This is a genomic window from Stenotrophomonas sp. PS02289, assembly GCF_029960115.1.
Classification (GTDB): Bacteria; Pseudomonadota; Gammaproteobacteria; order Xanthomonadales; family Xanthomonadaceae; genus Stenotrophomonas.
In genome coordinates this window covers 1-23,751 of the sequence record NZ_JASCOZ010000029.1, presented here as the reverse complement: position 1 = coordinate 23,751, position 23,751 = coordinate 1, and the positions used below count along the sequence as shown (strand labels likewise).

The following is a 23,751-nucleotide window of genomic DNA, read 5'->3' as shown; positions in this document are numbered from 1 at the left end:
AGGGCCGCTGCCTTACAGGCAATACTAGTCCATGACCCTGCGCATTATCATCGCCGACGACCACCCGGTCGTCCGTATCGGGACCAAGGCCGTGATCGAATCGAGCGGCGTTGGTGAAGTTGTTGCCGAAGCCAGCAGTGCCAGTGAGCTGATGGACATGCTCAAGGCACATCCCTGCGATCTGCTGGTCACGGACTACTCCATGCCCGGCGCGGGTCAGGCTGACGGTTTCGCCATGATTGGAATGATCCGCCGCCACTACCCGGAGCTGCCGGTGGTGCTGCTCAGCGTGGCCAACAACCTGGCGATTCTCCGCATGGTGGTTTCCACCGGTGTTCTCGGCCTCGTCGACAAGGCCTCGTCGATGGACGAGCTTCCGCTGGCCATCCAGACGGTACAGCGCGGCCAACCGTTTCTGAGTCGCACACTGAAGGACCGGATTGACGCAATTGGCACACATAACGTCGAAGAGAAGGACACCCGCACGTTGTCGCCCAAGGAAGTCGAGGTGCTGCGCCTGCTCGGTGCCGGTCAGACAGTGAAGGAAATTGCGCTGCATCTGCACAAGAGTGTCAGCACGATCAGCAGGCAGAAGGGCGATGCCATGCTCAAGCTCGGCCTGAAAGGCGATGCAGAACTGTTCGACTACCTGCGCGACAGCAAGCTTTGAGCACGCCGCAGCACCACGTGCAGGGTCTGGACAACGATCAGGTCCAGGCCGACTGGCCGGCCATTGATGCGCAGGAACTTGCGTGGCTGGGCACCCGGTACGCAGCGCTGGAAGGTCCCTGCACGGTGCTGTGGCACAGCCCGCGTCCCTTCTCCGCCGCAGCGCTGGTACAGACACCGGGTGGACGCGTGTTCGTGAAGCGCCATCACCTGCGCGTGCGAAGTGCGGCGGCGCTGGAAGAGGAGCATCGCTTCATCGCATATCTTGCCGGCGCGGGTGTGCCCGTGGTGCAGGTGTTGCCCGCTGCTGACGGACATACGGCGCTGGTGCGCGGCGACTGGACGTATGAGGTCCATGCCGAAGGCATCGGTGCGGATCTGTTTCGCGAGGTCCCTTCGTGGACACCGCTTACCGACCTGGCGCACGCGAACCAGGTGGGCGCGATGCTCGCACGCCTGCACGGGGCGGCGGCGGACTTTCGCGCGCCGCAGCGCTCCACCCATGTGCTTGTCGCGCGTGACGACCTGATCCGCGCCGACGATCCGGTTGCGCAGTTGCACGTCCAGCTGGCTGAGCGACCGGGACTGGCGGCGTACCTGGCCGGCGTGCCGTGGGAGCGCGATATCACCCGCGCGATCGGGCCGTGGCATGCCGCGCTGGGCGGTCGCTACGCCAGCGAGCCGGTGCGCTGGGCCCATAACGACTGGCACGTGTCCAACCTGCTCTGGCAGGGCCGCGGTGCCGAGGCGACCATCAGCACTGTGTTCGACTTCGGGCTGGCCGCCCCCACCAGTGCGTTGTTCGACCTGGCCACGGCCATTGAGCGCAATGCGGTGGACTGGCTGGCGAGCGGGGGGCCGGTCGCCCACGCCGACACCGCGCTGGCCTTGCTGGACGGCTACCGCCAGCAGCAGCCACTGCCCCCGGCGGACGTCACCCTGCTGGCCGACCTGCTGCCGGTGGTGCATCTGGATTTCGCGCTGTCGGAAGTGGAGTACTTCCACGCGGTCACCGGGTCTCGCGCCAATGCCGACGTGGCCTACCACACCTTCCTGATCGGTCATGCCACCTGGTTCGCCGGCCCTGCAGGACGAGCCTTGCTGGATCGTATTCGCAACGCAGCCTGAGACCAGGATTGGCCTTTCGCGCCGGATTGGTGTGAAATGGCCCCCTGAAGCGGGGGTGCCTGGATGACCAGGCTGAGAGAGTCCCTTGGAACCTGATCCGGTTTGCACCGGCGTAGGGAGCTTTGAGCAACACACACGGTGTCCGTTCTGGGCACTGCTGCGTGCGTGCCTTCGCTTCGTCTCCTCTGGCTGATGACGAAACGAATGAACCGCCTGCGCATTTCCCTGTTGACCACCGCCCTGTGCGCCGCCCTGCCGCTGCATGCCAGCGAGGCCGCCGCCGACGCCGGTGACCGTTCACCCACCGAGCTTGCCGGCATCCGCGTGCAGGCACATCAGCAGGCCGCAAAGACGGCCCCCTCCAGCAGTTTCGGCGTGGGCAGCTGGAAGGACACGCCGGCTTCGGTGAATGTACTGGGCAGCGAGTATCTGGATCGCCTGCAGGTGCGCGGATTGTCCGAACTGGCCCGGCACGACGCCTCGCTGGGTGACAGCTATGCCCCGGTGGGCTACTACCAGAACGTGGCGATCCGCGGCTTCGCGCTGGACCTGGCCACCGGCTACCGCTTCAACGGGCTGTCGATGGCTGGCGAGCAGCGCCTGGCGCTGGAGAACATCGCCCAGGTCGAGGTGCTCAAGGGCGAGGCCGGCCTGGCTGCGGGCGTGATGGCACCGGGTGGCCTGATCAATTACGTGGGCAAGCGTCCGGCGGAAGTGCGCAACCTCACCCTCGGCACCGATTCGGAAGGCTCGCGCTACGCCGCTGTAGACCTGGGCCACTGGCTGACCCCGACCTTCGGGGTGCGCTTCAACGCGGCCTGGGACGACAGTGAGTCCTACATCGAACATGCCGACGGCCGCCGCAACTTCTATTCGCTGGCCACCGACTGGCAGATCAGCGCGCGCAACAAGCTGGAAGTGGATGCCAACTACCAGACCAGCGCGCAGCGCTCGGCCTCCGGCTTCCAGCTGCTCGGCGCGACCGGCATTCCGCGCGGCGTGGACCGCGAAAAGATGCTCGGCTACCAGCCGTGGGTACAGCCGGTGGGCATCGCCAGCACCAACCTCACCGCGCTGCACACCTTCGACATCACGCCGGACTGGCAGTCGCGCCTCTCGGTGGGCCACAGCCGCACGGTGATCAACGACAACGTCGCCTTTGCCTACGGCTGCTACTACAGCGACGCCTGCGCCGACGGCAGCACGCCGGGCAACTACTTCGCACCCAATGGCGACTACGACATCTACGACTACCGCAGCCCCGACGACACCCGGGTCAACCAGCAGCTGCGCGCCGAACTGCGAGGTCGTTTCAGCACGGGCAGCGTGCAGCACCAGCTGTCGTTCGGCGTGGATGCCTTCCACCGTACTGTGGACAAGCGCCAGAACGTCAACGAGTACGTGGGCACGGCCAACATCCATGATCCGCAGGTGCCGGTGTTCGATCCGTCGCCGCTGCAGCCCGGTGCGTCGGCACGGCGGCTGGACAGCTGGCAGCGTTCGGCCTTCGTGCTGGACCGGGTGATTTTCAACGACCAGTGGCAATGGCTGGCCGGCGGCCGCTACGTACGCATGGACGAGCGCGCCTATGACAAGCGTGGCAACCCCGAGCGCCACAGCCAGCTCTCGACCTTCCTCCCGCAGACCGCGGTGGTGTTCAAGGCCAGCGATGCGCTGAGCGTGTACGCCAGTTACGTGGAAGGGCTGTCGCTGGGCAAGGAAGCCCCGTTCTGGACCCAGAACGGGGGCAGCTGGCTGCAGCCGCTGGAATCTCGCCAGACCGAAGTGGGGGTGAAGTTCGCCCGCACCGACGCGCTGACGCTGAGCGCGGCGCTGTTCCGCACGTCACTGCCGCTGCAGTACGCCAAGCCCGATGACAGCGAGGCCGGCTACACCTTCGTGCAGGAAGGTCGCCAGGTGCACACCGGACTGGAACTGAGCGCCGACGGTCAGCTCAGCGAGCGCCTGACCGTGACCGCCAGCGCCAGCGTGCTGCAGGCGCGTGCCCGGGACGCCGGCACGGCTGCGTATGAAGGCCATCAGCTGGTGAACGTGCCCAAGCGTCGTGCCAGCGTGCACGCGGATTACGCGTTGCCGTTCGTGGAGGGACTGGCGGTCGGTGCGGGCTGGCGCTACGCCTCGGCGAATGTGGCCACTGTGGATGGAAAGGTGAAAGTGCCGTCCTACAGCGTGTTCGACGCCGGGCTGCGCTTCCAGCACACCGTGGGCCAACACCCGGTGCGTTGGAACCTGTCGGTCGACAACCTGTTTGATCGCTTCTACTGGCGCGATACCGGCAGCACCGACGGTGACTACTACCTGTTCGCTGGCGCGCCGCGCCAGGCGCGCCTGTCGGTGACGATCGGGCTATGAATCCGGTCGTGCTCGAATGGTCCGCGGTGGCCGCCAGCATCCTCGGCGTGTGGCTGATGGCACGCCGGCATCTACTGGCGTGGCCGGTGGGACTGGTGGCCGTTGCGTTGTACGCGCTGGTGTTCGTTGAGGCACGGCTGTACTCGGACACGCTGCTGCAGATCGCGTTTGGTTGCTTCCTGCTGTACGGCTGGCTGAGCTGGCGGCGCAACGCGGCGGCGGAGGGGCAGATCACCATTGCCCCGCTGTCGCGCCACCAGCTGCTGCGTGACCTGGCAGTGGGTGTGCTCGGCGGGGTGCTGCTCGGTGCGGCCATGCACACCTGGACCAACGCGGCGCTGCCATGGCTGGACGCCATGCTGGCGGCATTGAGCCTGGTCGCGCAGTGGTGGCAGGCCAGGCGTCACGTGGCGACGTGGTGGCTGTGGATCGTCGTCGACGTGGTCTACGTGGGCATGTACCTGGTGAAGTCGCTGAACGTCACCGCCGGGTTGTATGTGTTGTTCATCGGCCTGGCGGTGATGGGCCTGCGCGCCTGGAGCCGTGCACCACGCGTGCGCAATGCGTGATCCGGTAGCGTCGGTCGATAGACGACGGCCGTGAACGGTGCAACGTCCGTTAACGCATGACCCTGATCGAAGTTGTCTCACCGGTCAGCGCAGATGAAACACCATTGCCTGCGCCCCCATTGCCGGATCGGTGGTTCCAGGTCGGCCATCCTCCACCCTGCCCGCCAGGCGCTGCGAAGCACCTGTCTGCACGATCTCCAGGTCATACCAACCGGACGTCGGCGCGGCCGCCCAGCGTATCTCCGCGCTGCCTCCGGCAGGCAGGTCCACCCTTCGCGTCGGCATCTGCGCGGCATACGCCATCGCCCGGACCTCGACGTTCACCGCAGCGGGGGCAGTGTTGTTCATGCGCAGGCACAGTTCGTCCCCGCTTCGCATCAATGCCACCTGTACTGGCTCCGCGTTGGCTTCACCCCGGTAATGCCGGTGGAAACCATTCGGCCCCAGCAGCCACAGGTCGTAGCCTCGCTCCGCATCCATCTGCCATACGTCCTGCAACGCCGCGCCCGGCACCACCGTGTAGCGTCGCGGAATCGCCTCCAGCTGCAGCTGGTCGTACACGTGCAGCACTGCGGCGGCACCGTCGCAGCGCAGTTCCAGCTGCACATCGTCGCCGGCAAGGGTCATCGCCACCTGTGGGCGGTAGGGCAGCGCGCGCGCCGGGCGTACGCCGGCTTCCTGGGTCGCCGGCCGCAATCCTTCCGGCAGCGCCGGGACCGTGCGCCCGGGCAGTGCAGCCGCGCGCGCCGCTACTGCGGCCGTCGCTGGCAGGCCACCGACGAAGGGGCGCTCGTCCGCGCGCGAGAAGTCGAATGCGGCGGTCAGATCGCCACACACCGCCCGCCGCCAGGGCGACAGCTGCGGTGCTGGCACGCCGAAGCGGCGTTCAATCAGGCGGATGACCGAGGTGTGGTCATACACCTGCGAGTCGACCCAGCCGCCACGGCTCCACGGCGAAATCACGTACAGCGGCGCGCGGGGACCCAGTCCATAGGGCCGGCCGCGCAGGTCCAGCGGATCGGCCTTCTCGTTGCCCGGTGAGGCGTGCTGGTGGTACTCGCCCGCGGTGGATACTGCCGACGCGCCGGCCCAGCCGGTCGTTCGTGTGGCGTCCGCCGAGGGCGGTGCGGGCGGTGGCATGTGGTCGAAGAAACCGTCGTTCTCGTCGAACATCAACAGCAGGGCGGTACGGCTCCACACCTCTGGATTGGCAGTCAGTGCATCCAGCACCTGGGCGGTGTACGCCGCGCCCTGCGCCGGGCTGGAGGGCCCTGGATGTTCGCTGCCCGCCGCGTCGGCAATGATGAAGCTGACCTGCGGCAGGCGATTGCCCAGCACGTCCTCGCGCAACTGGGCCAGACCTCGTGTGCTCACCCCACGCGCGCGCAGCTGCGGGTCATGCCCGGGTGCATCGCGCCAGGCCCGACGGAAGGTCTCGAACCCGGCCAGCGGGTTGTCGGTGAAGTTGTCCGCCATGTCCTGGTAGATGCGCCAGTCCACGCCGGCCTGCTGCAGCTGTTCCACATAGGTGGTCCAGGTGTAGCTGTTGGGATGGCCGCCCAGCTCGGGGAAGTTGTCGTGCGAGTTGGCCACCGCAGGCCCGCCATGATGCCCCTGCGGGTCGTTGTGCCCGGTCCACAGGAACAGACGGTTTGGGTTGGTACCGGCCTGCATCGCACAGTGGTAGGCGTCGCACACGGTGAACGCCTCAGCCAGCGCGAACTGGAACGGCAGATCGGCGCGCCGGTAGTACCCCATCGCGTGGTCCTGCTTGGCCACCGGCCAGTGCGCCATGCGTCCGTGGTCCCAGGCGCGCTGTGCATCGGGCCAGGTATGCGGCGTACCCTCCACGCGCATGACCCCGAACTGCGCGGCCGTGTCCAGCGGGAACGGGGCAATGCCGCGCGTGCCGGCCGCGTTCGGCTGCAGCCACAGCGTGCGCGCGGGCTGCCCCTGCTGCAGCGGCGCGGCCGGCGCGACGAAGCGGTCTCCGAATCCGCGCACGCCCGGCAGGGTGCCGAAGTAGTGATCGAATGATCGGTTTTCCTGCATGAACACCACGATGTGCTGCAGGTCCTGCAGACTGCGGGTGCGCGCATCCGGGGCAATGGCTGCGGCACGCGCGATGCTGGGCATCAGTGCGGCGATGCCCGCACTGATGCCCCCCTGCAGCAGCCGACGGCGACCGAGATCGGTCACAGGTCAACCCGCACCGAGAAGCCCACGGTGCGCGGTGCACCGATGAAGGCCGAGTTGCTGCCGTCCACGCCGGCCAGGTACTTGCGGTCGGTGAGGTTGTTGACCACGATGCTGGCCCCCACGCCCTTCAGCTTCGGCGACAGGCTCTGCAGGTCGAAGCCGATGTTGGCATTGAACACCGTGGCCGACGACAGCTTCGAGGTATTGGCTGCATTGAGGTAGCGCTCACCCAGGTAGCGACCGGATACGCCGAGGTTCCAGTTCTCGCCCTGCCAGTCAGCCGACATCACCAGCATGTGGCGCGGCTGCCCGATCACCTGGGCACCATCGACGATGCCCAGCGCGGTGTCGCGGTCGACATTACCGCTGCCCAGGTACTTGGAGCGGTTGTAGGTATAGGCACCGTTGATGCGCCAGCCGTTGTCCCAGCCATAGCCGAGCGCGGCTTCCACACCGTTGCTTTCCACGCCGCCAAAGTTCTCGTACACGCCATCGGTTTCATCCAGATAGTCGATCCCGTCGGCCAGACGCGCCGGCAGGTAGACGATGCGGTTGTCGAACTTGATGTTGTACAGGGTGATCGCACCGGTCAAGGGCCAGCGGCTGATTCGCAGGCCAAGTTCGATGTTGTCGGCGGTTTCCGGTTCCACTCGGGCGAAGCGCTGCGGATCGGTTTCGCCGAGCACGCCGGACGGAATGGCGGCGAAGTTCTGCGAGAAACCGGCGAACATTTCCAGGCCCTCCACCGGCAGCGTCCAGGTACCACCGGCGGAGATCAGCGGATCGGACTTCGAGTCCGAGCGCACGTTCTCGGCCGCGCCGATGGTGCGGTGGCGGGTCTGGTCGACGAAGAACTGCTTCACGCCGACACGGGCGCTGAATGCACCAAACCGTGCCACATCTTCCACGTAGTACATCTGCTCGTCGGTGCTGTAGTCGTCTTCGAACTGCACCCAGTACGGCTGCTGGTCAAAGCCGATGTCGGTGCCCACGTTGAGCAGGCGGTGCCAGTCGCGGCGTGCGGTGCGGTCGAACTTCTCCACCCACAGGCCGGCGCGCACGGTGTTCTGCACGCTGCCCAGGTCCTGGGTCCATTCCACGTCGGCGGTGACACCCGCGCGGTCGTTGTCGTAGTGGGTGTGGCGGTAGGACTGCACACCCTGCACGTTGGCGGCGTAACAGTTCGGATCGTACTCAGCGCTGAAGCCAGCGCGCGGCGTGCAGCCGGCGATCATCTGCGCGGCACTGCCGTCCGGATTGACGAAATAGAACTGGCCCAGTGCACTGCCGCCGTAGCTTGTGCTGCCGCCCAGGTATTCCGATTCCGGCGCACCGGCACCGTCGTTGCGGGCCTGCACCAGATAGGGCGGCAGCCAGTCACCCCGGCCTTCCATCTTGTGCACGTATCCGCTCAGCGAAGCCTTGAAGCCGTTGCCGCTGTCGAAGGCGCCGCGCAGGTAGGCGAACGTATTCTCGCGCAGCGCGCGCGAGCCGGAACGATAGTTCTGGTCCAGATTGGGAATGCCGGTGAGCGTTCCGGTGAGACCGTCGCGGCTTGGGTTGGTGGCAAAGGCGGCCGGGGTGACGCTGGTGTATTCAGGCTCGTCGGCGTCGTTGTACGAGGCATAGCCGCTCAGCGTCCAGCGGTCGAGCTCGGTGATGAACTTCGCCGCCACGTGGTCATTGCTGGTCTTGCCGCTGCCGTCGATCCAGTCGCTGACGCGCGCGGACGAGGCACTCACCCAGGCACGGGTATGTCCGCCCAGCAGGCCGGTGTCATAGCGCACGTAGTACTTGCGCATGTCGTTGTCACCGGCCCCGACCACCATGCGCAGGCGCTGCTCGCTGAGCGGATCACTGGTCAGGAAGTTCAGCGTGCCACCCAGCGCCTCGTTGGAGCGCGAAGAGATATCGGCAGTGCCTTGGCTGACTTCGATGGTTTCCAGGTCGAGCGTATCGATGTAGCGGTTGGCCAGCGAGCCGCCACCGTAGCCCGAGCCCCCATTGGGCAGGCCGTCGATGGTGGTGCCGATCTGCTGGGTGTCACGGTTGGTGACGAAGCCGCGCATGCTGATCTGCGTACCCCACACCGACGAACCGGTGGCGTCAGCCTCGCTGACCACCACGCCCGGCAGTTCGTTGAGCGCGCCGTTGACGCTGCCGATGATCTGCTGGCGCTGCAGGGTTTCCTGGCTGACGCTGGTCTTGGCGTAGCTGGTGGCCTGGCCGATCACCTGCACCTGGTCCAAGGTGCGTGCGTCATCGACGGGGGCGTTCTCGGCCGCCAGTACATCCAGCGCGGCAGTCAGGGTCAGGGCCAGCAGGGTGATGCGGGGAACACGTCCGGCAATGCGCATGAGTTCTCAGTGGGGGATGGAGGACGCGCCGGAGTATCGGTAGCGTGAGTGACTTCCACATGACACTGTGCGCAGGGAGTGCGCGACCCAGAACGCGGTGTGGACTGCGTCACAGCTGCTGCGCAGAACTCATCGCCTATCGGGAAGGACACATAGTCCGCCTTGGTAGGGTCGGTCGATAGACGACCGCCGACCCATCCGTTCAATGCATTGACGCATGACCCTGGCCGGAGAGGTTCCATCGGCCGAGGTCATGCGTCACCGTGCCGATCACCGTTATCGGCGGTCGTCTATCGACCGACCCTACCCGGGCCTGCCACGCCATCAAGACGCGGCGGGCGCATCAATCGCCCACAGCGTGCGAATGATGCGAGGAGCGGTGGCGGAATTTCCGCGACAGCCAGTCGCCGACGTCATCGACCACGGTGAAGGCCGCCGGGATCACGATCAGGCTCAACAGCGTGGAGGTGATCAGGCCGCCGATGACCGCAATCGCCATCGGCGCGCGGAAGCTGGAGTCACCGGCAAAACCCAGCGCGATCGGCATCATGCCGGCACCCATCGCCAGCGTGGTCATGATGATCGGCTGGGCGCGCTTCCGGCAGGCATCAATGAGCGCATCGTGCTGGCTCATGCCCTGCTCGTCTTCGGCCATCACCGCGTAGTCCACCAGCAGGATCGAGTTCTTGGTGGCGATACCGATCAGCATCAGCAGGCCGATCAATGCCGGCAGCGAGAGCATGTTCTGGGTGATCAGCAGCGCGCCGAAGGCACCACCGGCGCACAGCGGTACGGCCGCCAGAATGGTCACCGGCATCAGCGCGTGGTTGAACAGCAGCAACAGCACCATGTAGATGCAGATCAACCCGGCTGCCATCGCCAGCAGGAAGCCGATGAACAGTTCCACGAACACTTCGGCGTCGCCGGTGTTGAGGAAGGTCACGCCCGGCGGCAACTTCTTCACACTGGGCAGGGCCTGCACTTCGGTCATCACTTCACCCAGCGGGCGGCCGTTGAGCTCAGCGGTCAGAGTCACGTTGCGCTGCCGCTGGTAGCGCGATATCTGCGACGGGCCACTGCCGGGCTGGATGTCGGCCACGGCCGCCAGCGGCACCGGACCGTCGCGACCGGGCACACGCAACTGGTGCACCAGCGACGGATTGGCCAGGTCGGATTCGGCGAAGCCGACGCGGATGGGTACCTGACGGTCCGGCAGATTGAGTTTTGCCAGTCGCTGTTCGTAGTCGCCCGCAGTGGCGATCCGGGCCGCCTCGGCGATATCCGCCGTGGCCACGCCGAGGTCGGCGGCGCGCGCGGCGTTGGGCACGATCTGGATCTCCGGACGCAGCAGCGAGGCCGTGGAGGTCACGCTGCCCAGCCCCTGGATGCTGCGCAGGTCACGTTCCAGTGCGGTTGAGGCGTCCTGCAGGCGCTGCGGGTCATCGCCGGACAGCACCAGCTGCAGCAGATTGCCCGGTTCGGAGCTGACATAGCTCACGCGCACGCCCGGCAGATTGGCCAGGCGCTGGCGTGCATCACGCTCCAGCGCACGCTGGTCGCGGTCACGGTCATCGGCGAGCCCCCAATCCAGCACCAGGGTGGCCTTGCGCGGTTCACCGACGCCGGTGGCACTGGGGTCACCCAGGTCGAGCACGCTGCCGACCGCGGTGTAGACCTGTTTCAGCTCCGGCATGTCCTTGAGCAGCGCGCGCGCCTGCTCGGCCACGGCTACGGTTTCCTGCAGGCGGGTGCCCGGGGGCAGTTCCAGGCTCAGATTGCTGCGGCCCAGGTCGGACTGCGGAATGAAGGTGGCCGGAATCAGCGGCACCAGCGCCAACGAAGCCACGAACAGACCGGTAGCCAGCCACAGGGTACGGCCGCGATGACGCAGCGCGGCGTCCACCCAGCCGAGGTACCAGGTCATCAGCTTCGACTCGGGCTTCTCTTCCCCGTGTGGCTTCAGCAGATAGGCCGCCATCATCGGGGTGAGCAGTCGCGCGACCAGCAGCGAGAACAGCACTGCCGTCGCCGCGGTCCAGCCGAATTCGCGGAAGAACTTGCCGGCAATGCCGGGCATGAAGGCGACCGGGATGAACACCGCGGCCAGGGTCAGCGAGGTGGCGATCACCGCGTTGCCGATTTCGCCGGCTGCTTCGCGCGCCGCTTCCAGTGGCGGCTTGCCCATGCGCAGGTGGCGCACGATGTTTTCGATCTCCACGATCGCATCGTCCACCAGGATGCCGACCACCACCGACAAGGCCAGCAGGGTGATCATGTTCAGGGTGAAGCCGAAGAAATACATCACCGCGAAAGTGGGAATGATCGACAACGGCAAGGCCAGCGCCGACACCCAGGTGGCGCGCCAGTCACGCAGGAACAACCACACCACCAGCAGCGCCAGCAACGCGCCTTCGTACAGCATGGTCATCGACGAATCGTACGACCGATGCGTTTCATCGATGGCGGTGGTGACCAGCTTGAAGTCGATGCCGGGGTGTTCGGCCTTGATCTTGTCCAGCGCCTCGTGCACGCCGGCTTCGACTTTCACTTCGCTGGAGCCGCGGGTACGCGACATGGAGAAGGCCACGACCGCGCCGCCGTCGAGCAGCGCCGCCTCCGTCGGGTCGGCCGCGGCATCGGTCACCTTGGCCAGCGTGGACAGTCGCACCGAACGGCCGTCCGGCAAGGCGATGGAGTAGTCACGCAGCGCCTGCGCGTCACCCACCGTGCCCAGCGTGCGGATGGTCTGCTGCGCGCCTTCGATCTCGGCCTTGCCGCCGGCGCGTTCCACCTGGATGCGCGCCAGCTGCTGCGAGACGTCGCCGGCGGTGATGCCCATGGCGATCAGCGCGTTCGGGTCCAGGTCCACCCGTACCTGGCGCTGCACGCCGCCGACGCGGGTGACCCGGGCCACGCCGGGTACGCCGTACATCGCGCGGGAAATGTCACGGTCGACGAACCAGCTGGCCTCGTCCGGTGTCATGTGCGGAGCGACCAGCGCGTAGGTCATCAGCGAGCCGCCGATGTCCACCTTGGAGATCACCGGCTCCTGGATGTCCTGCGGCAGGTCGGTACGGATGCGGGTGACCGCGTCGCGGGTGTCGTCCAGCGCCGTGGCCAGATCGGCCTCCAGCTGGAACTCGATCGTGGTGGTGCTGACGCCTTCGCTGACCGAGGAGATCACGCGCTTGACGTTGTTCACCGTTGCCACGGAGTCTTCCACCTTGCGGGTGACCTCCGCTTCGAGCTGGCTGGGCGACGCACCCGGCTGGGTCACGGTGACCGTGGTCATCGGGAAGGCGATGTCCGGGAAGCGCGCCACCGGCAACTGGTGGAAACCCCACAGGCCGGCCACGCACAGCACGAAGAAGATCAGCAGTGCAGGTAACGGGCGCTTGATCGCCCAGGCGGAGAAGTTCATTGCGCGTCCGCCTTCTTGGCGGCCGTGGCATCGACCACGCGCACGCGGTCACCTTCACCCAGGAACCCGGCACCGTCGACCACGACCTTGTCGCCGGCCTTCAGCCCTTCCAGGATTGCGGTGCGACCCTGTTGGACCTGACCGGTGCGTACGCGGTGACGGGTGGCCTGCTGCTTGTCGTTGACGCTGAACACATAGCTGTGGCCGTCGCGCTGCACGATGGCGGCGGTGGGAATGGTGAGCACTTCTCCGTCGCCGGTGACGATGCGGCCTTCCACGTAGATGCCCTGCTTCAGCGTGCCCGGCTCCGGCAGGTCCGCGTAGACGGTGCCGGTGCGGGTTTGCGCATCCACGCCCGGCGTGACGGCGCGGATACGACCGGTGATGGTCTGCCCCGCGTACGGCAGCTGTACCGAATTGCCTACGGCCACGCCGGCCAGCTGGTCTTCCGGCAGTTCGGCACGCCATTCCAGGCGGCCGTCGCGGATCAGGCGCAGCAGTTCGGTGCCGGCCGACACCACCTGTCCAGGCTGGACCAGCCGCTTGGAGATCAGGCCATCGGCCGGTGCACGCAGGTCGGCGAAGTCGCGGCGCAGCTGCGCCGAGTCACGCGCGGCGCGGGCGGTCGCGGTCTGCGCTTCGGCGTTGAGGCGATTGGCACGCAGCTCGTCCAGGCTGCTTTCGCTGATGAGCTTCTCGGCGGCGAGCTTTTCGCTGCGCTGGTAGTTCAGCCGGGCCAGCTCCTGCGATGCCTGCGCCTGGCGCAGCGACGCTTCGGCCTGGGCGAGTTCGCTGTCCAGGGTGCGGTGGTCGAGCTGGAGCAGGATCTGGCCCTTCTTTACATACTGGCCCACATCCACGTTCAACGCGGTCACGCGCTGGCCGCTGATTTCCACGCCCAGCTGCATTTCCTCGAAGGCACTGACAGGCCCGGATACCAGCACCGTGCGCGGCATTACCTGCGATTGTGCGGCGGCGACAGACACCGGTAGCGCCGAGGTGGTGGCCGCATCGGCCTCGGCATCGTCCTTGCCGCCACAGGCGGTCAGCACGGCGAGGGAAAGCACAAGCAGGGAGCAGCGAAGTAAGGGCGAACGCATGGATGAGCTTCCGTGTCGGAGCAGCGGTAAGGGAGGTGGATTCAGGAGGTGCGGGCGAGGCGTTGTTCGATGCCGTCCAGCATCAGCCCCACGCCCTGTTCAAAGCGGGTATCGAAATCGACTTCGCGCCAGACTTCGCGCGCCTGCCAGCAGTGCGGGAAACGTTGTTCGGCCAGGGCCATGAAGGCCTCGCCCAGCGCTTCCATGCTGCCGTCGCCCGGCCACGACTGTTCTTCAATGACGAAGCCCATCGTGTAGTAGACCAGGTCCATCGCGGTGGTCGCGGCAAAGCTGGCCGGTGCACCGGCAGCGGTCAGCGCGGCAATGCTGGCCTCGCCCACCCGCAGCACGTTCTCGGTGGCAATGAAGGTGCCGGCATAGACCCGCGCGCCATCGCGGCGCGCCTTGAACGCCACCCGGAACTCGCGCGCGATCTGCAGCAGGGTCTGCCGCCACGGCTGGCCCTCGGGAATGTGCCGGGCCACGTCCACGATCATGGCGTCGGCCATGGCGTCGACCAGCGCCTGCTTGCTCTTGAAGTGCCAGTACAGCGACGGGGCCCGGATACCCAGCGAGCAGGCCACCTTGCGCAGGGTGACGCCCTCCATGCCGGCTTCGTCGAGCAGCTTGAAGGCGGCGTCCACAATGTTGTCGCGGGCGATGGCCTGACGCATGGAGGGGAGGTTACCTAACGTTGTTAGGGATGGAATCTAACAGTGTTAGGTTTGAGGGTGCAAGAGGGGGTGTCGGGTTTGGCCCCGGGCACTGGGGTGCCGGGATCCCTTGGTCCAGGCGGACGCTGCGCTTTGGTAGAGTCGGCCGCAAGGCGACTGCCGACGACGGTGCAGCACCCGGTAACGCATGACCAGCGTCGGAGGCACGCTTCCGCCGGACCCAACCCGTACCCCCTTGAGCGCCCCATGGACGAACTGATCAAGAACGCCGAGATCGAGTTGAACCTCACATTTCCCGAGGCACTGAAAGCGATCTGGCGAACCCACAACTGCAACGAGCTTCCCGGAGGCTGGCGCTTCTTCCCCGTGTTCGACCCTGCCAACCCGAGGAAGACGGCCGGCGCGATCACCTATGAGAATCTGCGCGGCGCGTGGGGGCAGCACCTGCGCACGCTCGGCCTTCTGGCCGTTGCCAACAACGGCACCGGCAACCATCTGGTGATGCGCATCGTCGATGGAGCGGTCGAACCGGAAATCCGGCACTGGCATCACGAGACGGGCAAGCTGACGGTCTGGAAGCCAGGCATCGCCTCTGTCATGCGCTCTGCCCAGAAATCCGCAGAAACGCTGGCAGCCATCCAGGCACGTGTGGCACAGCGCTCGCTGGTACGTTCTTGAACTGAAGCGTGGTGAATCCGTAGGATTCAACGTCAACTCTGCAGGAAGCATCCATTGAACGCTGGCGTAGTCGCATCCGTGATTGCAGGTTGTGCAACGGAGGGGTTTCCTGCCGACGCGGATCACGCGTCCATCTGCGCCTATTTCTTGGTGGGAATCGAGCTGGGTATCAGGACAGCCGAGGAAGCGAACGCGTGGGCGTATGGCCTGATCGAAGCACTGGATGCACCGCCGATCGAGATCATCGAGATCGCGACATCCCATGACCAGTTTGCGGCGCTGGACGCGCTCGAAATCGGAGCGCGGACGGCCAACTGGCAGCAGGCCGGATGTTGGCTATTGTCTGACATCGGCGCACGGCTTGTCGCCGGAGAGATGAGTGTTCCTTCTGCCATCTGGAAGTCGATTGCCATTGGCGCGATGACGGATCTGTCGCGTGAACTGTGGGTAGAGCTCTCCCTTCTTGAAGATGAAGTCGACCTGATCTCGAGCGGCATCGTTTCGGCGCAGCAGCTGCAGGACAACCTCTTACAGGTACTGAAGAGGCACGGCGCGATGGCGGATGGCCGCTGAACAAGGGCGACTTACTGCGTTGAAGGTCACACGTTACCGTGCTGATCAATGCTATCGGCGGTCGACCGTCGTCCGACCCTACCGATTCGGCATTCATGCGGCGGGGTGGGCGTCGGATGGTCCAGAGCGTGCCGCCACTTCGGAAACGGCCTCCACGATGTCCCGAATGTTGCTGGCGTAGAAGCCTGAGCTGTTGAATCCGTTTATCTCGATGACGCAGAGGCGTCCCTGCGATTGCGCCACATCTAGTACGAACACGGTCGAAGGACTCCAGACCGCCGCCATCCGCTCGGCGTAGACGCGTACCTCAGGCGGAATCTCTGGAGATACCTGCAACTCGCCATGACTGCGGTAGTGACTACCGGCCACCACCCGGCCGTCTGCCAGAAACAGCCGCCACTCATGTTCGATAGGCTTGATCGAGGCGGCGATGATCGGTGTATCGGGGCCCAGATCAAACCCACCCCCGGCCAAGCGCGCATACCAGGTGCGGTACTCGCCCATGGCGAATTCGGTCCCGGCAAATTCCTTCAAGTCCGCTACCGGACGCACAAACAGGCGCAGGTCGTCGGCCAGATCAAGTGCCGCCAACCCGGCCATGGTCGTTATCCGTGCGTCCGAGTTAAGACACTCGTCTCCGTAATGCTCAAGCGTGTGGGTGAACTGGAACGCCTGCTCGTCGAAGAACACACCCGGTGCCCAGCGACCAGAACGATGCACGTTGGTGGCAAAGTTTGCCGACCCGTAGAAGATGGCGGGAGCGTCGGCCGGCACCTCGGGCAATTCGTCGGAGAAGGGGATGACGCCCACCTGAAGGCATTCCAATCCCAGCTTCTGGCAGGCATCGGCGATCGCCTCTATGTCCCCCCGACTGCCCAGATTGGATTGAACGATCCATCGCACTGTTGCCATTGGCATTGCTTCCCCGGTCTTGACCGGAATGCTGCCATGTCGAGAAAGGGGCGACAACAGGCCGGGTGTCCTGCATGTCTGATAGGGTCATGAAGATGTCCGGTAGGGTCGCACGACAGTCGACCGCCGATAGTGGTGATCAGCGCGATAGGGCATGATCTGTGGCGGAGATGCGTTTCTCCGTTCATTGGTCATGCGTTACAGCAGCGATAAGCGTTATCGGCGGTCGACTGTCGTCCGACCCTACCGGGTCATGGTGTTTCCCTGCAAAGGAATGGAGCAATGCGTCAAATCGGAATTGGTTTTGTGGTCCTTCTGGGTCTAACGGCCTGCTCGAACCCTGGTGATTTCGACAGCGACCAGGGATTGCTTAGGGAGTTCAAGTATTTGGGGTGCGAAGGAGACTGGGAGGATGAGTCATATGCACCCGAGGTTCTGCGAAAGCAGGAAGGCATTTTGACGACCTATCTGGTACGCAGTGCCGACACTTGTGGCTACGATCAGGGCATGGACGCGAAAGCTAGCCTCTCTGGCGAAACGATAAAGCTGAGTTATCGCCTTGCGACATCCAATGAAGAGATGGCCGCGTGCTACTGCGAGTACCGGGCCAGATTCATCATCGCGACACCGACATCCCCGATTACGACGGTAGAGGTCAATGGTGACGAAGCCAGGCTGAGGGACGGGGAAGCATTTCGGTAGGGTCGCACGACAGTCGACCGCCGATAGCTGTGATCAGTACGATGGGGCGTGAGCTGTGGCGGAGGAGCGTTTCTTCGTTCGGTGGTCATGCCTTCCAGCAGCGATGACTTCTATCGGCGGTCGACTGTCGTGCGACCCTACCAAATCATCACCGCCGCAGCATGGGCAGCGGATTCATCGGGTGGTGAAGTCCGTGGTGCCAGGCGAACTGCACCAGCCGGCGGTGGAAGCCCAGCCGGGGGAATCGCGCCAGAATGCGGTTGAACTCCTCGGCTCGCACGCCGAACCTGCGCAGACCCAAAGTGACGTCGATCCAGTCCGCTTTCCGGAACGCCTCAATGCGCGGATCAGCCGTCCTTTCCATCGCCGATACCTGGTGGTGATGGTCAACCATCGCCAGCACCAGCGGCACAAGGTCCCCACAACCCTCGGCCTCCAGATAGGCACGCGCCTGGGCCTCTGAAGGCCCTAGATAGTCGAAGGTGCCGTCGGTCCAGATGCCGAGGTCATGGAAGGCGGCGGCGACCGAGAGCACGTACCGGTCCTCATCACTTCCGGGTAACAGGCACCAGTGGAAATTGGCCACCCGGTACGCGTGATTGCGATACGGCAGGTGGTCCTTGCCCAGTTCGGCAGCGTGACGCTGCAGGATGGCATCGAGCACGGGCAGGGCGTCGAGCATGGGGAGCTCCTTTGGACCCGTCAGGGTCCACCTGTACGACACCATCCTACGCCCGCAACCGCGTGGCCGTTGCTGCCGGGCTCGTGCGTTTGGCTTCTATACGGCATCCCTGGATGCCGGTCGCTCCCCCTGATCGCCGTTCCTGTTGCCTGCCACCGATTGGCGGCCGCATGGGGCGTCCCTTCCCCGTCGTGAGGATCTGCCATGAACAGCACCCTGCATGCCGTTGCTTCCGGTCCCGGCCGCCCCGGTCCGTCGCGCAGTGAGGAGATCATCGCCGGCGGCGAGGGCGAGCTCTTCATCCGCAGCTGGCGACCGGCCGGGGTGCCGCGCGCGGTGCTGGCCATCGTCCCGGGCTTCAACTCGCACAGCGGCCACTACCTGTGGGCCGCCGAGCAGTTCACCGCGATGGGCCTGGCGGTGTACGCGGTGGACCTGCGCGGGCGCGGCAAATCCAGCGGCCCGCGCTTCCACGTGCGGCACTTCGACGATTACCTGGCCGACGTGGACAGCCTGCTGCGCCTGGCCCGTGCCCGCGAGCCGGGGCTGCCGGTGTTCCTGCTCGGCCATAGCGCGGGCGGCGTGATCGCCACTGGTTACAGCCTGGAACACCAGGACGAACTGGCCGGGCTGATCTGCGAAAGCTTCGCCTTCCGCGTGCCTGCCCCTGCGCCGGTGCTGTCACTGGTGCGCTGGCTGAGTGGCCCCTTCCCCACCCTGGGTGTACTGAAGCTGCCGAACAAGGAGTTCTCGCGGCTGCCCGAGGTGGTAAGGGCGCTGAATGCCGATCCACTGATCGCCAACGAGAAGCAGACCGCGCTGACCGTGGCACAGATGCTGGCCGGCAACGACCGTCTGGAACGTGGCTTCTCCAGCCTGCACCTGCCAGTGCTGATCGTGCACGGTGATGCCGACAAGGTTACGGTGCCGGCCGGCAGCCAGATCTTCTTCGACAACGCCGGCTCGCAGGACAAGACCCTGAAGCTGTACAAGCACCACGCCCATGACCTGCTCAATGATGAGGGGCGTGAGGGGGTGGTGGCCGATTTCAAACAGTGGATCGAACAGCATCTACCCCCGCAACAGACCGCAGGGGTGGCATAGCGGCGTCACTTAGATGACCTCGATGCCCTGCACCAGGCGCGCAGCCAGGCGTTCCTGCCGAAGCTGCGCCAGCCACCAGTCCAGCGCGCGACCCTGATGGTCCCCGCGCCACGCGACATACAACAGGTTCGGTTCGCGCGGATTGGCCACGGTCTTCTCGACCAGTGCGCCTCGCTGCAGCAGGCCGGCCACGCGCTGGCGCGGCAGCCAGCCCACACCCAGCCCTTCGCGCTGGGCGTGGATCTTGGCATGCATGCTGGGCACTGCGAGTGTGGGTTGCCCACCCTGTACGCCATAGCCGCGGACATCCACGCGTCGCGAGGTGTCTGCCACCACCACCGCGCGGTGCTGCAGCAGCGCCGCAGCCTCCAGCGGTTCGTTGGCCGTGGCCAACGGATGATGCGGAGCCACCGCGAACACCCAGTCCATCACGCCCAGTTCGAACCAGCGCAGACCGGGAATCACGGGCGGCTCGTTGGTCGCACCCACCACCACGTCGGCGCGACCATCGCGCAGCGCGTCCCAGGTACCGGTCAGCACTTCATGGGTGATGCGCAGGGTCACCCCACTGTCGAGCGCATCGAAGGCGCGGATCACCGGCAGCAGGGTTTCAAACTCCAGGATCTCGTCAGTGACGATCCACAACCGGTCTTCCCAGCCACCGGCCACCTGTTTGACCCGCCGGGTCAGCCGGTCCACATCCAGCATCACCCGCGAGGCTTCCTGGGCCAGCAGCTGCCCAGCCGGGGTGAGCTGCAGGCGGTAGCGGCGGCGGTCGAACAGCAACGCGTCAAAGCGCGCTTCCAGCTGGCGGGCAGCATGGGACACGGTGGACGGGGCCTTGCCCAGCCGGGCCGCTGCCCGCGACAGGCTGCCGGTTTCCCGGATGGCCTCCAACAGGGCCAATTCCTCACTGGACAACATGTTCGATCCTTTCGAACGAGTTCGTCGCGATTGTGGCACGGAAACGCCCGCAGGCCTTGCCACCATTGCCTCACAGCAATCGGCTGTGTTTACCGGAGTCCACCATGAACCGTTTCAACCAGAAGACCATCCTGATCACCGGCGGCAGCAGCGGTATCGGCCTGGCCAGCGCCCAGGCATTTGCCGCCGAAGGGGCCCGCGTGGTCATCACCGGTCGCGATGCGACCAGCCTCGAACAGGCCCGCACCGCGCTCGGACCGACCGCGCTGGCAGTCGTCAACGATGCCGGTGCCCCCGCCGCCGCACAGGCGCTGGCCGCCACCCTGGCCGCCGAAGGCATCCGACTGGACGCGGTGTTCCTCAACGCCGGCGCTGCGAAGTTCGCCCCGTTCGCGGACGTGGACGAGGTGCTGTGGGACCAGATCTTCAACACCAACATCAAGGGCCCGTACTTCCAGCTGCAGGCACTGCTGCCGCTGCTCAATAGCGGTGCCTCGGTGGTCATCAATGGCTCGATCAATGCCCGCATCGGCATGCCCAACACCTCGGTGTATGCCGCCAGCAAGGCTGCGGTGATTTCCCTGGCCAAGACGCTCTCAGCCGAGCTGCTGCCGCGCGGCGTACGCGTGAATGTGCTCAGCCCGGGCCCGGTTGCCACGCCCATCTACAACAAGCTGGGGCTGGACGCGGCGCAGCTGGAAGCCACCGCCGCGCAGATCCAGAGCCAGATTCCGCTCGGCCGCTTCGGCACGCCGGAAGAGATTGCCGCCACGGTGCTGCATCTTTCCTCGCCCGAATCGGCCTACATCGTCGGCACCGAGATCATTGCCGACGGCGGCATGAGCCAGCTGTAACCCACACCCACCTCAGGAGACTGTCATGCATACCTTCATTCGACTGTTCCGTCGTACTGCCGCGGTGCTGGTGATGTTGGGCGCGCTGAACGCCACTGCGCACGCCGCTGGCAGCAGCCAGATCCAGGACCATAGTGCCGATGTAAACGGCGTCACCCTGCACTACCTGCAGGCGGGCAGTGGCGACGCGCTACCGGTCGTGCTGCTGCACGGCTACGCCGAGACCAGCCACATGTGGCGGCCGTTGATGCCGAAGCTGGCCGGCACACACGTGGTGATCGCGCCGGACCTCCGTGGGGCCGGCCAGTCCTCCAAACCGGAAGGCGGCTACGACAAGAAGACCGTGGCCCAGGACATCCATGCACTGGTACAGAAGCTCGGCTACCCCAAGGTGCGCATCGTCGGCCACGACATCGGCCTGATGGTGGCCTACGCCTACGCGGCGCAGTACCCGGACGAGGTGGACAGCATCGTGCTGATGGACGCCTTCCTGCCCGGCGTGGGCGACTGGACCCACGTGTGGCTGCTGCGCGACCTGTGGCATTTCCACTTCTACGGCGAAACCCCGCTGAAGCTGGTGGACGGGCGCGAGCGCACCTACTTCGAGCATTTCTGGAATGACTTCGCCGCCGACCGCATGCATTCAGTGCCGGAAGCCGACCGCCAGTTCTATGCGCAGGAGTACGCACGTCCGGGCGGCATGCGCGCCGGCTTTGAGTACTTCAAGGCGTTCGAGCAGGATGCGAAGGACTTTGCAGGATTTGCGAAGACGCCGCTGCAGATGCCGATGCTGGTGCTGTCCGGCGAGAAGGCCGGTGGGCAGTTCCTGATCGACCAGGCCAAGCTGGTGGACACCAACGTGCAGGGCGTGATCGTGAAGGGCTCCGGGCACTGGTTGATGGAAGAGGCTCCGGAGCAGACGATCCCGGCACTGGTGGCATTCCTGGATCGGTGACTGGACTTCACACATCCCGCTGGCTTAACCACTCGCGTGGAGAGCTTCCATTGCGCCGACGAAACGCTCGCGAGAACGTCGGCGCATCCGCAAAGCCCAGCTCCAGTGCCACCTGCTTCACCGGGCGGCCCGCACGCAGCAACGACGTCGCCACATTGAGCTTCCAGTCCAATGCATACGCGGCCGGTGTGGCACCCGTAGCGGTTTTGAACGCCGCGGCGAACGCGCTGCGCGACATGCCGGCGTGTTCGGCCATCCGCTCCAGCGTCCAGTCGGCTTCCGGGGCGGCGTGCACGGCCATCAACGCCTTGGCCAGTCGCGGCTCTGAAAGGCCGCGCATCATCCCGGGGGTGACCTGGGCGCGTTCGGGATGGTCGATGATCCAGCGCAACACCTGGATCAACACCACCTCGAACAGGCGGTTGGCAAGCAGGCGCGAGCCGCAGCGGGTCTGGTCGGCTTCGGCAAACAGCAGATCCAGCGCTCCGCCGAGACCCTCAATCTCGCGCAGCGGCAACACGACGGCATCGGGAAGCGCCTGCACGATGGGATTGCGGTTGCCGCCGTCGAAGTCCAGCGTGGCGCAGGTGAAGTCCGAGCCGTCCACCGGCGGATTGATGAACTCGTGGTGCACCGCGCGCGGGAACAACAGCAGGGTGGGTTCGCACAGATGGGTGTGCTCGGTCCTCGCGCCCTGCCGATGCAGCAGTTCCATTTCGCCACGACGCAGTACATGCAGGAAGCCTCGCCCAGGCTGCGCGTCGAAGGTGCTCAGTCCGCATAAGGGACCGGCATGGAACAGGCTGGCCTGGACGCGGAAGCGCTCCAGCACCGGGGTGAGCCGGTCGATGGCCGGCACCGCCGAATCGGACGAATTGACATCAATCTGCGACATATAGACACCAAACGTCCTGCTCGGGTTCCTAGTATGACCGTCAACCGGCCATTTCGGACCGGTCCTCAACAGGAATCCAGACCATGTCCCGTATCCCGCTTGTTACCCCCGCTGCCGCAACCGGCGACACCCAGGCCCTGCTCGGCCAGATCCACTCGGCGTTCGGGGCCACCCCCAACATGTTCCGTGCCGTGGCCAATTCCCCGGCCGCGCTGAAAAGCATGTGGGGTTCCTTCGGTGCCCTGGGCGGCGGCGTCATTCCGGCCGCGCTGGGCGAGAAGATCGCCGTCGCCATCGCCAACCGCAACGCCTGCGAGTACTGTCTGGCCGCGCATACCGCACTGGGCCGCAAGGCCGGTGCCAGCAGCCAGGAGATGAGTGCGGCACAGGCCGGTCAGTCCGACGACCCGAAGACCGCTGCCGCTCTGCAATTCGCCCTGCGCGTGGTGGAAGGTCGTGGCCAGATTGAAGACGGCGACGTGACCCAGCTGCGCGGCGTCGGCTTCAGCGATGAGGAGATCGTCGAGATCCTCGCCCATGTGGCATTGAACCTGTTCACCAACTACGTCAACGTGGCGTTTGCGGTGCCGGTCGATTTTCCCGGCGTGAAGCTGCGTTGAGTGTTGCGCCCGGGCGGGCCGCGATGTGCGGCCTGCCTGCGCTCTTTACTACTCAGGAGTTCGCCATGTCCCGGCCTTATGTTCCGATCAACTGTGAGTTTCACGATGTGCTGGAAACCGTTGCGGTGCAGCGGCGTGCGGTGCCGATTGTGATTGAAGAGAACGGCAGCATGCAGACTCTCCACAACCGCATTGTCGATATCACCGCGCATGACGGGGTGGAGACGATGCGGCTTGATGATGGCCGCATCGTGCGCTTGGACGCCATCGTGACCGTGGATGGCGTGCACCGGGATGCCTATCCCACGGCGTGCATTCTCCGGTAGCGCCGGCCGTTGGCCGGCCCACGCATTCCCATGGCC

21 protein-coding genes and 1 riboswitch are annotated in these 23,751 nt (G+C 65.6%); of the genes, 12 read left to right on the top strand and 9 right to left on the bottom strand.

Annotation, left to right across the window (positions count from 1 at the left end):
• The first annotated feature begins 31 nt into the window (after positions 1 to 31).
• From QMX83_RS06455 to pnuC, 4 genes are all read left to right on the top strand, one after another.
• Complete coding sequence (locus tag QMX83_RS06455; protein ID WP_282295813.1) at positions 32 to 670, top strand: response regulator transcription factor; 639 nt, start codon at positions 32 to 34, stop codon at positions 668 to 670.
• Complete coding sequence (locus QMX83_RS06450) at positions 667 to 1,797, top strand: phosphotransferase (RefSeq protein ID WP_282295812.1); 1,131 nt, start codon at positions 667 to 669, stop codon at positions 1,795 to 1,797. The genes QMX83_RS06455 and QMX83_RS06450 overlap by 4 nt, the downstream gene beginning before the upstream one ends.
• Before the next feature lie 41 nt (positions 1,798 to 1,838).
• Positions 1,839 to 1,933: riboswitch (TPP riboswitch) on the top strand.
• 68 nt (positions 1,934 to 2,001) lie between these two features.
• Positions 2,002 to 4,170 (top strand): TonB-dependent siderophore receptor, encoded by a 2,169-nt coding sequence (locus QMX83_RS06445; RefSeq protein ID WP_282295811.1) that lies wholly within the window; start codon positions 2,002 to 2,004, stop codon positions 4,168 to 4,170.
• Positions 4,167 to 4,739 carry a nicotinamide riboside transporter PnuC gene (pnuC, locus tag QMX83_RS06440; protein ID WP_282295809.1) on the top strand — a complete coding sequence of 191 codons (573 nt, stop codon included), beginning with the start codon at positions 4,167 to 4,169 and terminating at the stop codon, positions 4,737 to 4,739. Before QMX83_RS06445 ends, pnuC begins: the two co-directional genes overlap by 4 nt.
• An 84-nt stretch (positions 4,740 to 4,823) precedes the next feature.
• On the opposite strand, the gene QMX83_RS06435 is transcribed toward pnuC, so the two are convergent.
• The 5 genes from QMX83_RS06435 to QMX83_RS06415 form a co-directional block, all read right to left on the bottom strand.
• Positions 4,824 to 6,938, bottom strand: a complete 2,115-nt coding sequence (locus QMX83_RS06435; RefSeq protein ID WP_282295807.1) for a phospholipase C, phosphocholine-specific — start codon at positions 6,936 to 6,938, stop codon at positions 4,824 to 4,826.
• A complete protein-coding gene (locus tag QMX83_RS06430; RefSeq protein WP_282295806.1) occupies positions 6,935 to 9,295 on the bottom strand; it encodes a TonB-dependent receptor in 2,361 nt (786 codons plus the stop codon). The genes QMX83_RS06435 and QMX83_RS06430 overlap by 4 nt, the downstream gene beginning before the upstream one ends.
• 343 nt (positions 9,296 to 9,638) lie before the next feature.
• On the bottom strand, positions 9,639 to 12,716 hold the full coding sequence (locus QMX83_RS06425) for an efflux RND transporter permease subunit (RefSeq protein ID WP_282295805.1): 3,078 nt from the start codon (positions 12,714 to 12,716) through the stop codon (positions 9,639 to 9,641).
• Positions 12,713 to 13,816, bottom strand: a complete 1,104-nt coding sequence (locus tag QMX83_RS06420) for an efflux RND transporter periplasmic adaptor subunit (RefSeq protein ID WP_282295804.1) — start codon at positions 13,814 to 13,816, stop codon at positions 12,713 to 12,715. The genes QMX83_RS06425 and QMX83_RS06420 overlap by 4 nt, the downstream gene beginning before the upstream one ends.
• A gap of 41 nt (positions 13,817 to 13,857) precedes the next feature.
• Entirely contained in the window at positions 13,858 to 14,490 is a 633-nt protein-coding gene (locus QMX83_RS06415; RefSeq protein ID WP_282295803.1) for a TetR/AcrR family transcriptional regulator C-terminal domain-containing protein, read from the bottom strand.
• A 246-nt stretch (positions 14,491 to 14,736) separates the two neighbouring features.
• Here QMX83_RS06415 and QMX83_RS06410 point away from each other — a divergent pair, with 246 nt between their 5' ends.
• Both QMX83_RS06410 and QMX83_RS06405 read left to right on the top strand, forming a co-directional pair.
• Positions 14,737 to 15,168, top strand: a complete 432-nt coding sequence (locus QMX83_RS06410) for an SMI1/KNR4 family protein (RefSeq protein WP_282295802.1) — start codon at positions 14,737 to 14,739, stop codon at positions 15,166 to 15,168.
• 54 nt (positions 15,169 to 15,222) lie between these two features.
• Entirely contained in the window at positions 15,223 to 15,741 is a 519-nt protein-coding gene (locus QMX83_RS06405) for a hypothetical protein (RefSeq protein ID WP_282295801.1), read from the top strand.
• Between the two features lie 93 nt (positions 15,742 to 15,834).
• On the opposite strand, the gene QMX83_RS06400 is transcribed toward QMX83_RS06405, so the two are convergent.
• Complete coding sequence (locus QMX83_RS06400; RefSeq protein WP_282295800.1) at positions 15,835 to 16,710, bottom strand: ATP-grasp domain-containing protein; 876 nt, start codon at positions 16,708 to 16,710, stop codon at positions 15,835 to 15,837.
• Between the two features lie 225 nt (positions 16,711 to 16,935).
• Between QMX83_RS06400 and QMX83_RS06395 the strand changes: the two genes are divergently transcribed.
• Complete coding sequence (locus QMX83_RS06395; protein ID WP_282295799.1) at positions 16,936 to 17,355, top strand: hypothetical protein; 420 nt, start codon at positions 16,936 to 16,938, stop codon at positions 17,353 to 17,355.
• 148 nt (positions 17,356 to 17,503) lie between these two features.
• On the opposite strand, the gene QMX83_RS06390 is transcribed toward QMX83_RS06395, so the two are convergent.
• Positions 17,504 to 18,037, bottom strand: a complete 534-nt coding sequence (locus QMX83_RS06390) for a hypothetical protein (RefSeq protein WP_282295798.1) — start codon at positions 18,035 to 18,037, stop codon at positions 17,504 to 17,506.
• 204 nt (positions 18,038 to 18,241) lie between these two features.
• On the opposite strand from QMX83_RS06390, the gene QMX83_RS06385 reads away from it, so the two are divergent.
• Positions 18,242 to 19,141 carry an alpha/beta hydrolase gene (locus QMX83_RS06385; RefSeq protein WP_282295797.1) on the top strand — a complete coding sequence of 300 codons (900 nt, stop codon included), beginning with the start codon at positions 18,242 to 18,244 and terminating at the stop codon, positions 19,139 to 19,141.
• 9 nt (positions 19,142 to 19,150) lie between these two features.
• Here the strand turns inward: QMX83_RS06385 and QMX83_RS06380 are convergent, their stop codons facing one another.
• Entirely contained in the window at positions 19,151 to 20,065 is a 915-nt protein-coding gene (locus QMX83_RS06380; RefSeq protein WP_282295796.1) for a LysR family transcriptional regulator, read from the bottom strand.
• Positions 20,066 to 20,169: 104 nt separating this feature from the next.
• On the opposite strand from QMX83_RS06380, the gene QMX83_RS06375 reads away from it, so the two are divergent.
• Positions 20,170 to 20,919 (top strand): SDR family oxidoreductase, encoded by a 750-nt coding sequence (locus QMX83_RS06375; protein WP_282295795.1) that lies wholly within the window; start codon positions 20,170 to 20,172, stop codon positions 20,917 to 20,919.
• 25 nt (positions 20,920 to 20,944) lie between these two features.
• Complete coding sequence (locus tag QMX83_RS06370) at positions 20,945 to 21,874, top strand: alpha/beta hydrolase (RefSeq protein WP_282295794.1); 930 nt, start codon at positions 20,945 to 20,947, stop codon at positions 21,872 to 21,874.
• A 7-nt stretch (positions 21,875 to 21,881) separates the two neighbouring features.
• Here QMX83_RS06370 and QMX83_RS06365 read toward each other — a convergent pair whose 3' ends face one another.
• Entirely contained in the window at positions 21,882 to 22,769 is an 888-nt protein-coding gene (locus QMX83_RS06365) for an AraC family transcriptional regulator (RefSeq protein WP_282295793.1), read from the bottom strand.
• 83 nt (positions 22,770 to 22,852) lie between these two features.
• On the opposite strand from QMX83_RS06365, the gene QMX83_RS06360 reads away from it, so the two are divergent.
• Both QMX83_RS06360 and QMX83_RS06355 read left to right on the top strand, forming a co-directional pair.
• On the top strand, positions 22,853 to 23,389 hold the full coding sequence (locus tag QMX83_RS06360; protein ID WP_282295792.1) for a carboxymuconolactone decarboxylase family protein: 537 nt from the start codon (positions 22,853 to 22,855) through the stop codon (positions 23,387 to 23,389).
• 65 nt (positions 23,390 to 23,454) lie between these two features.
• Positions 23,455 to 23,715 carry a hypothetical protein gene (locus QMX83_RS06355; protein ID WP_282295791.1) on the top strand — a complete coding sequence of 87 codons (261 nt, stop codon included), beginning with the start codon at positions 23,455 to 23,457 and terminating at the stop codon, positions 23,713 to 23,715.
• Positions 23,716 to 23,751: the final 36 nt, after the last annotated feature.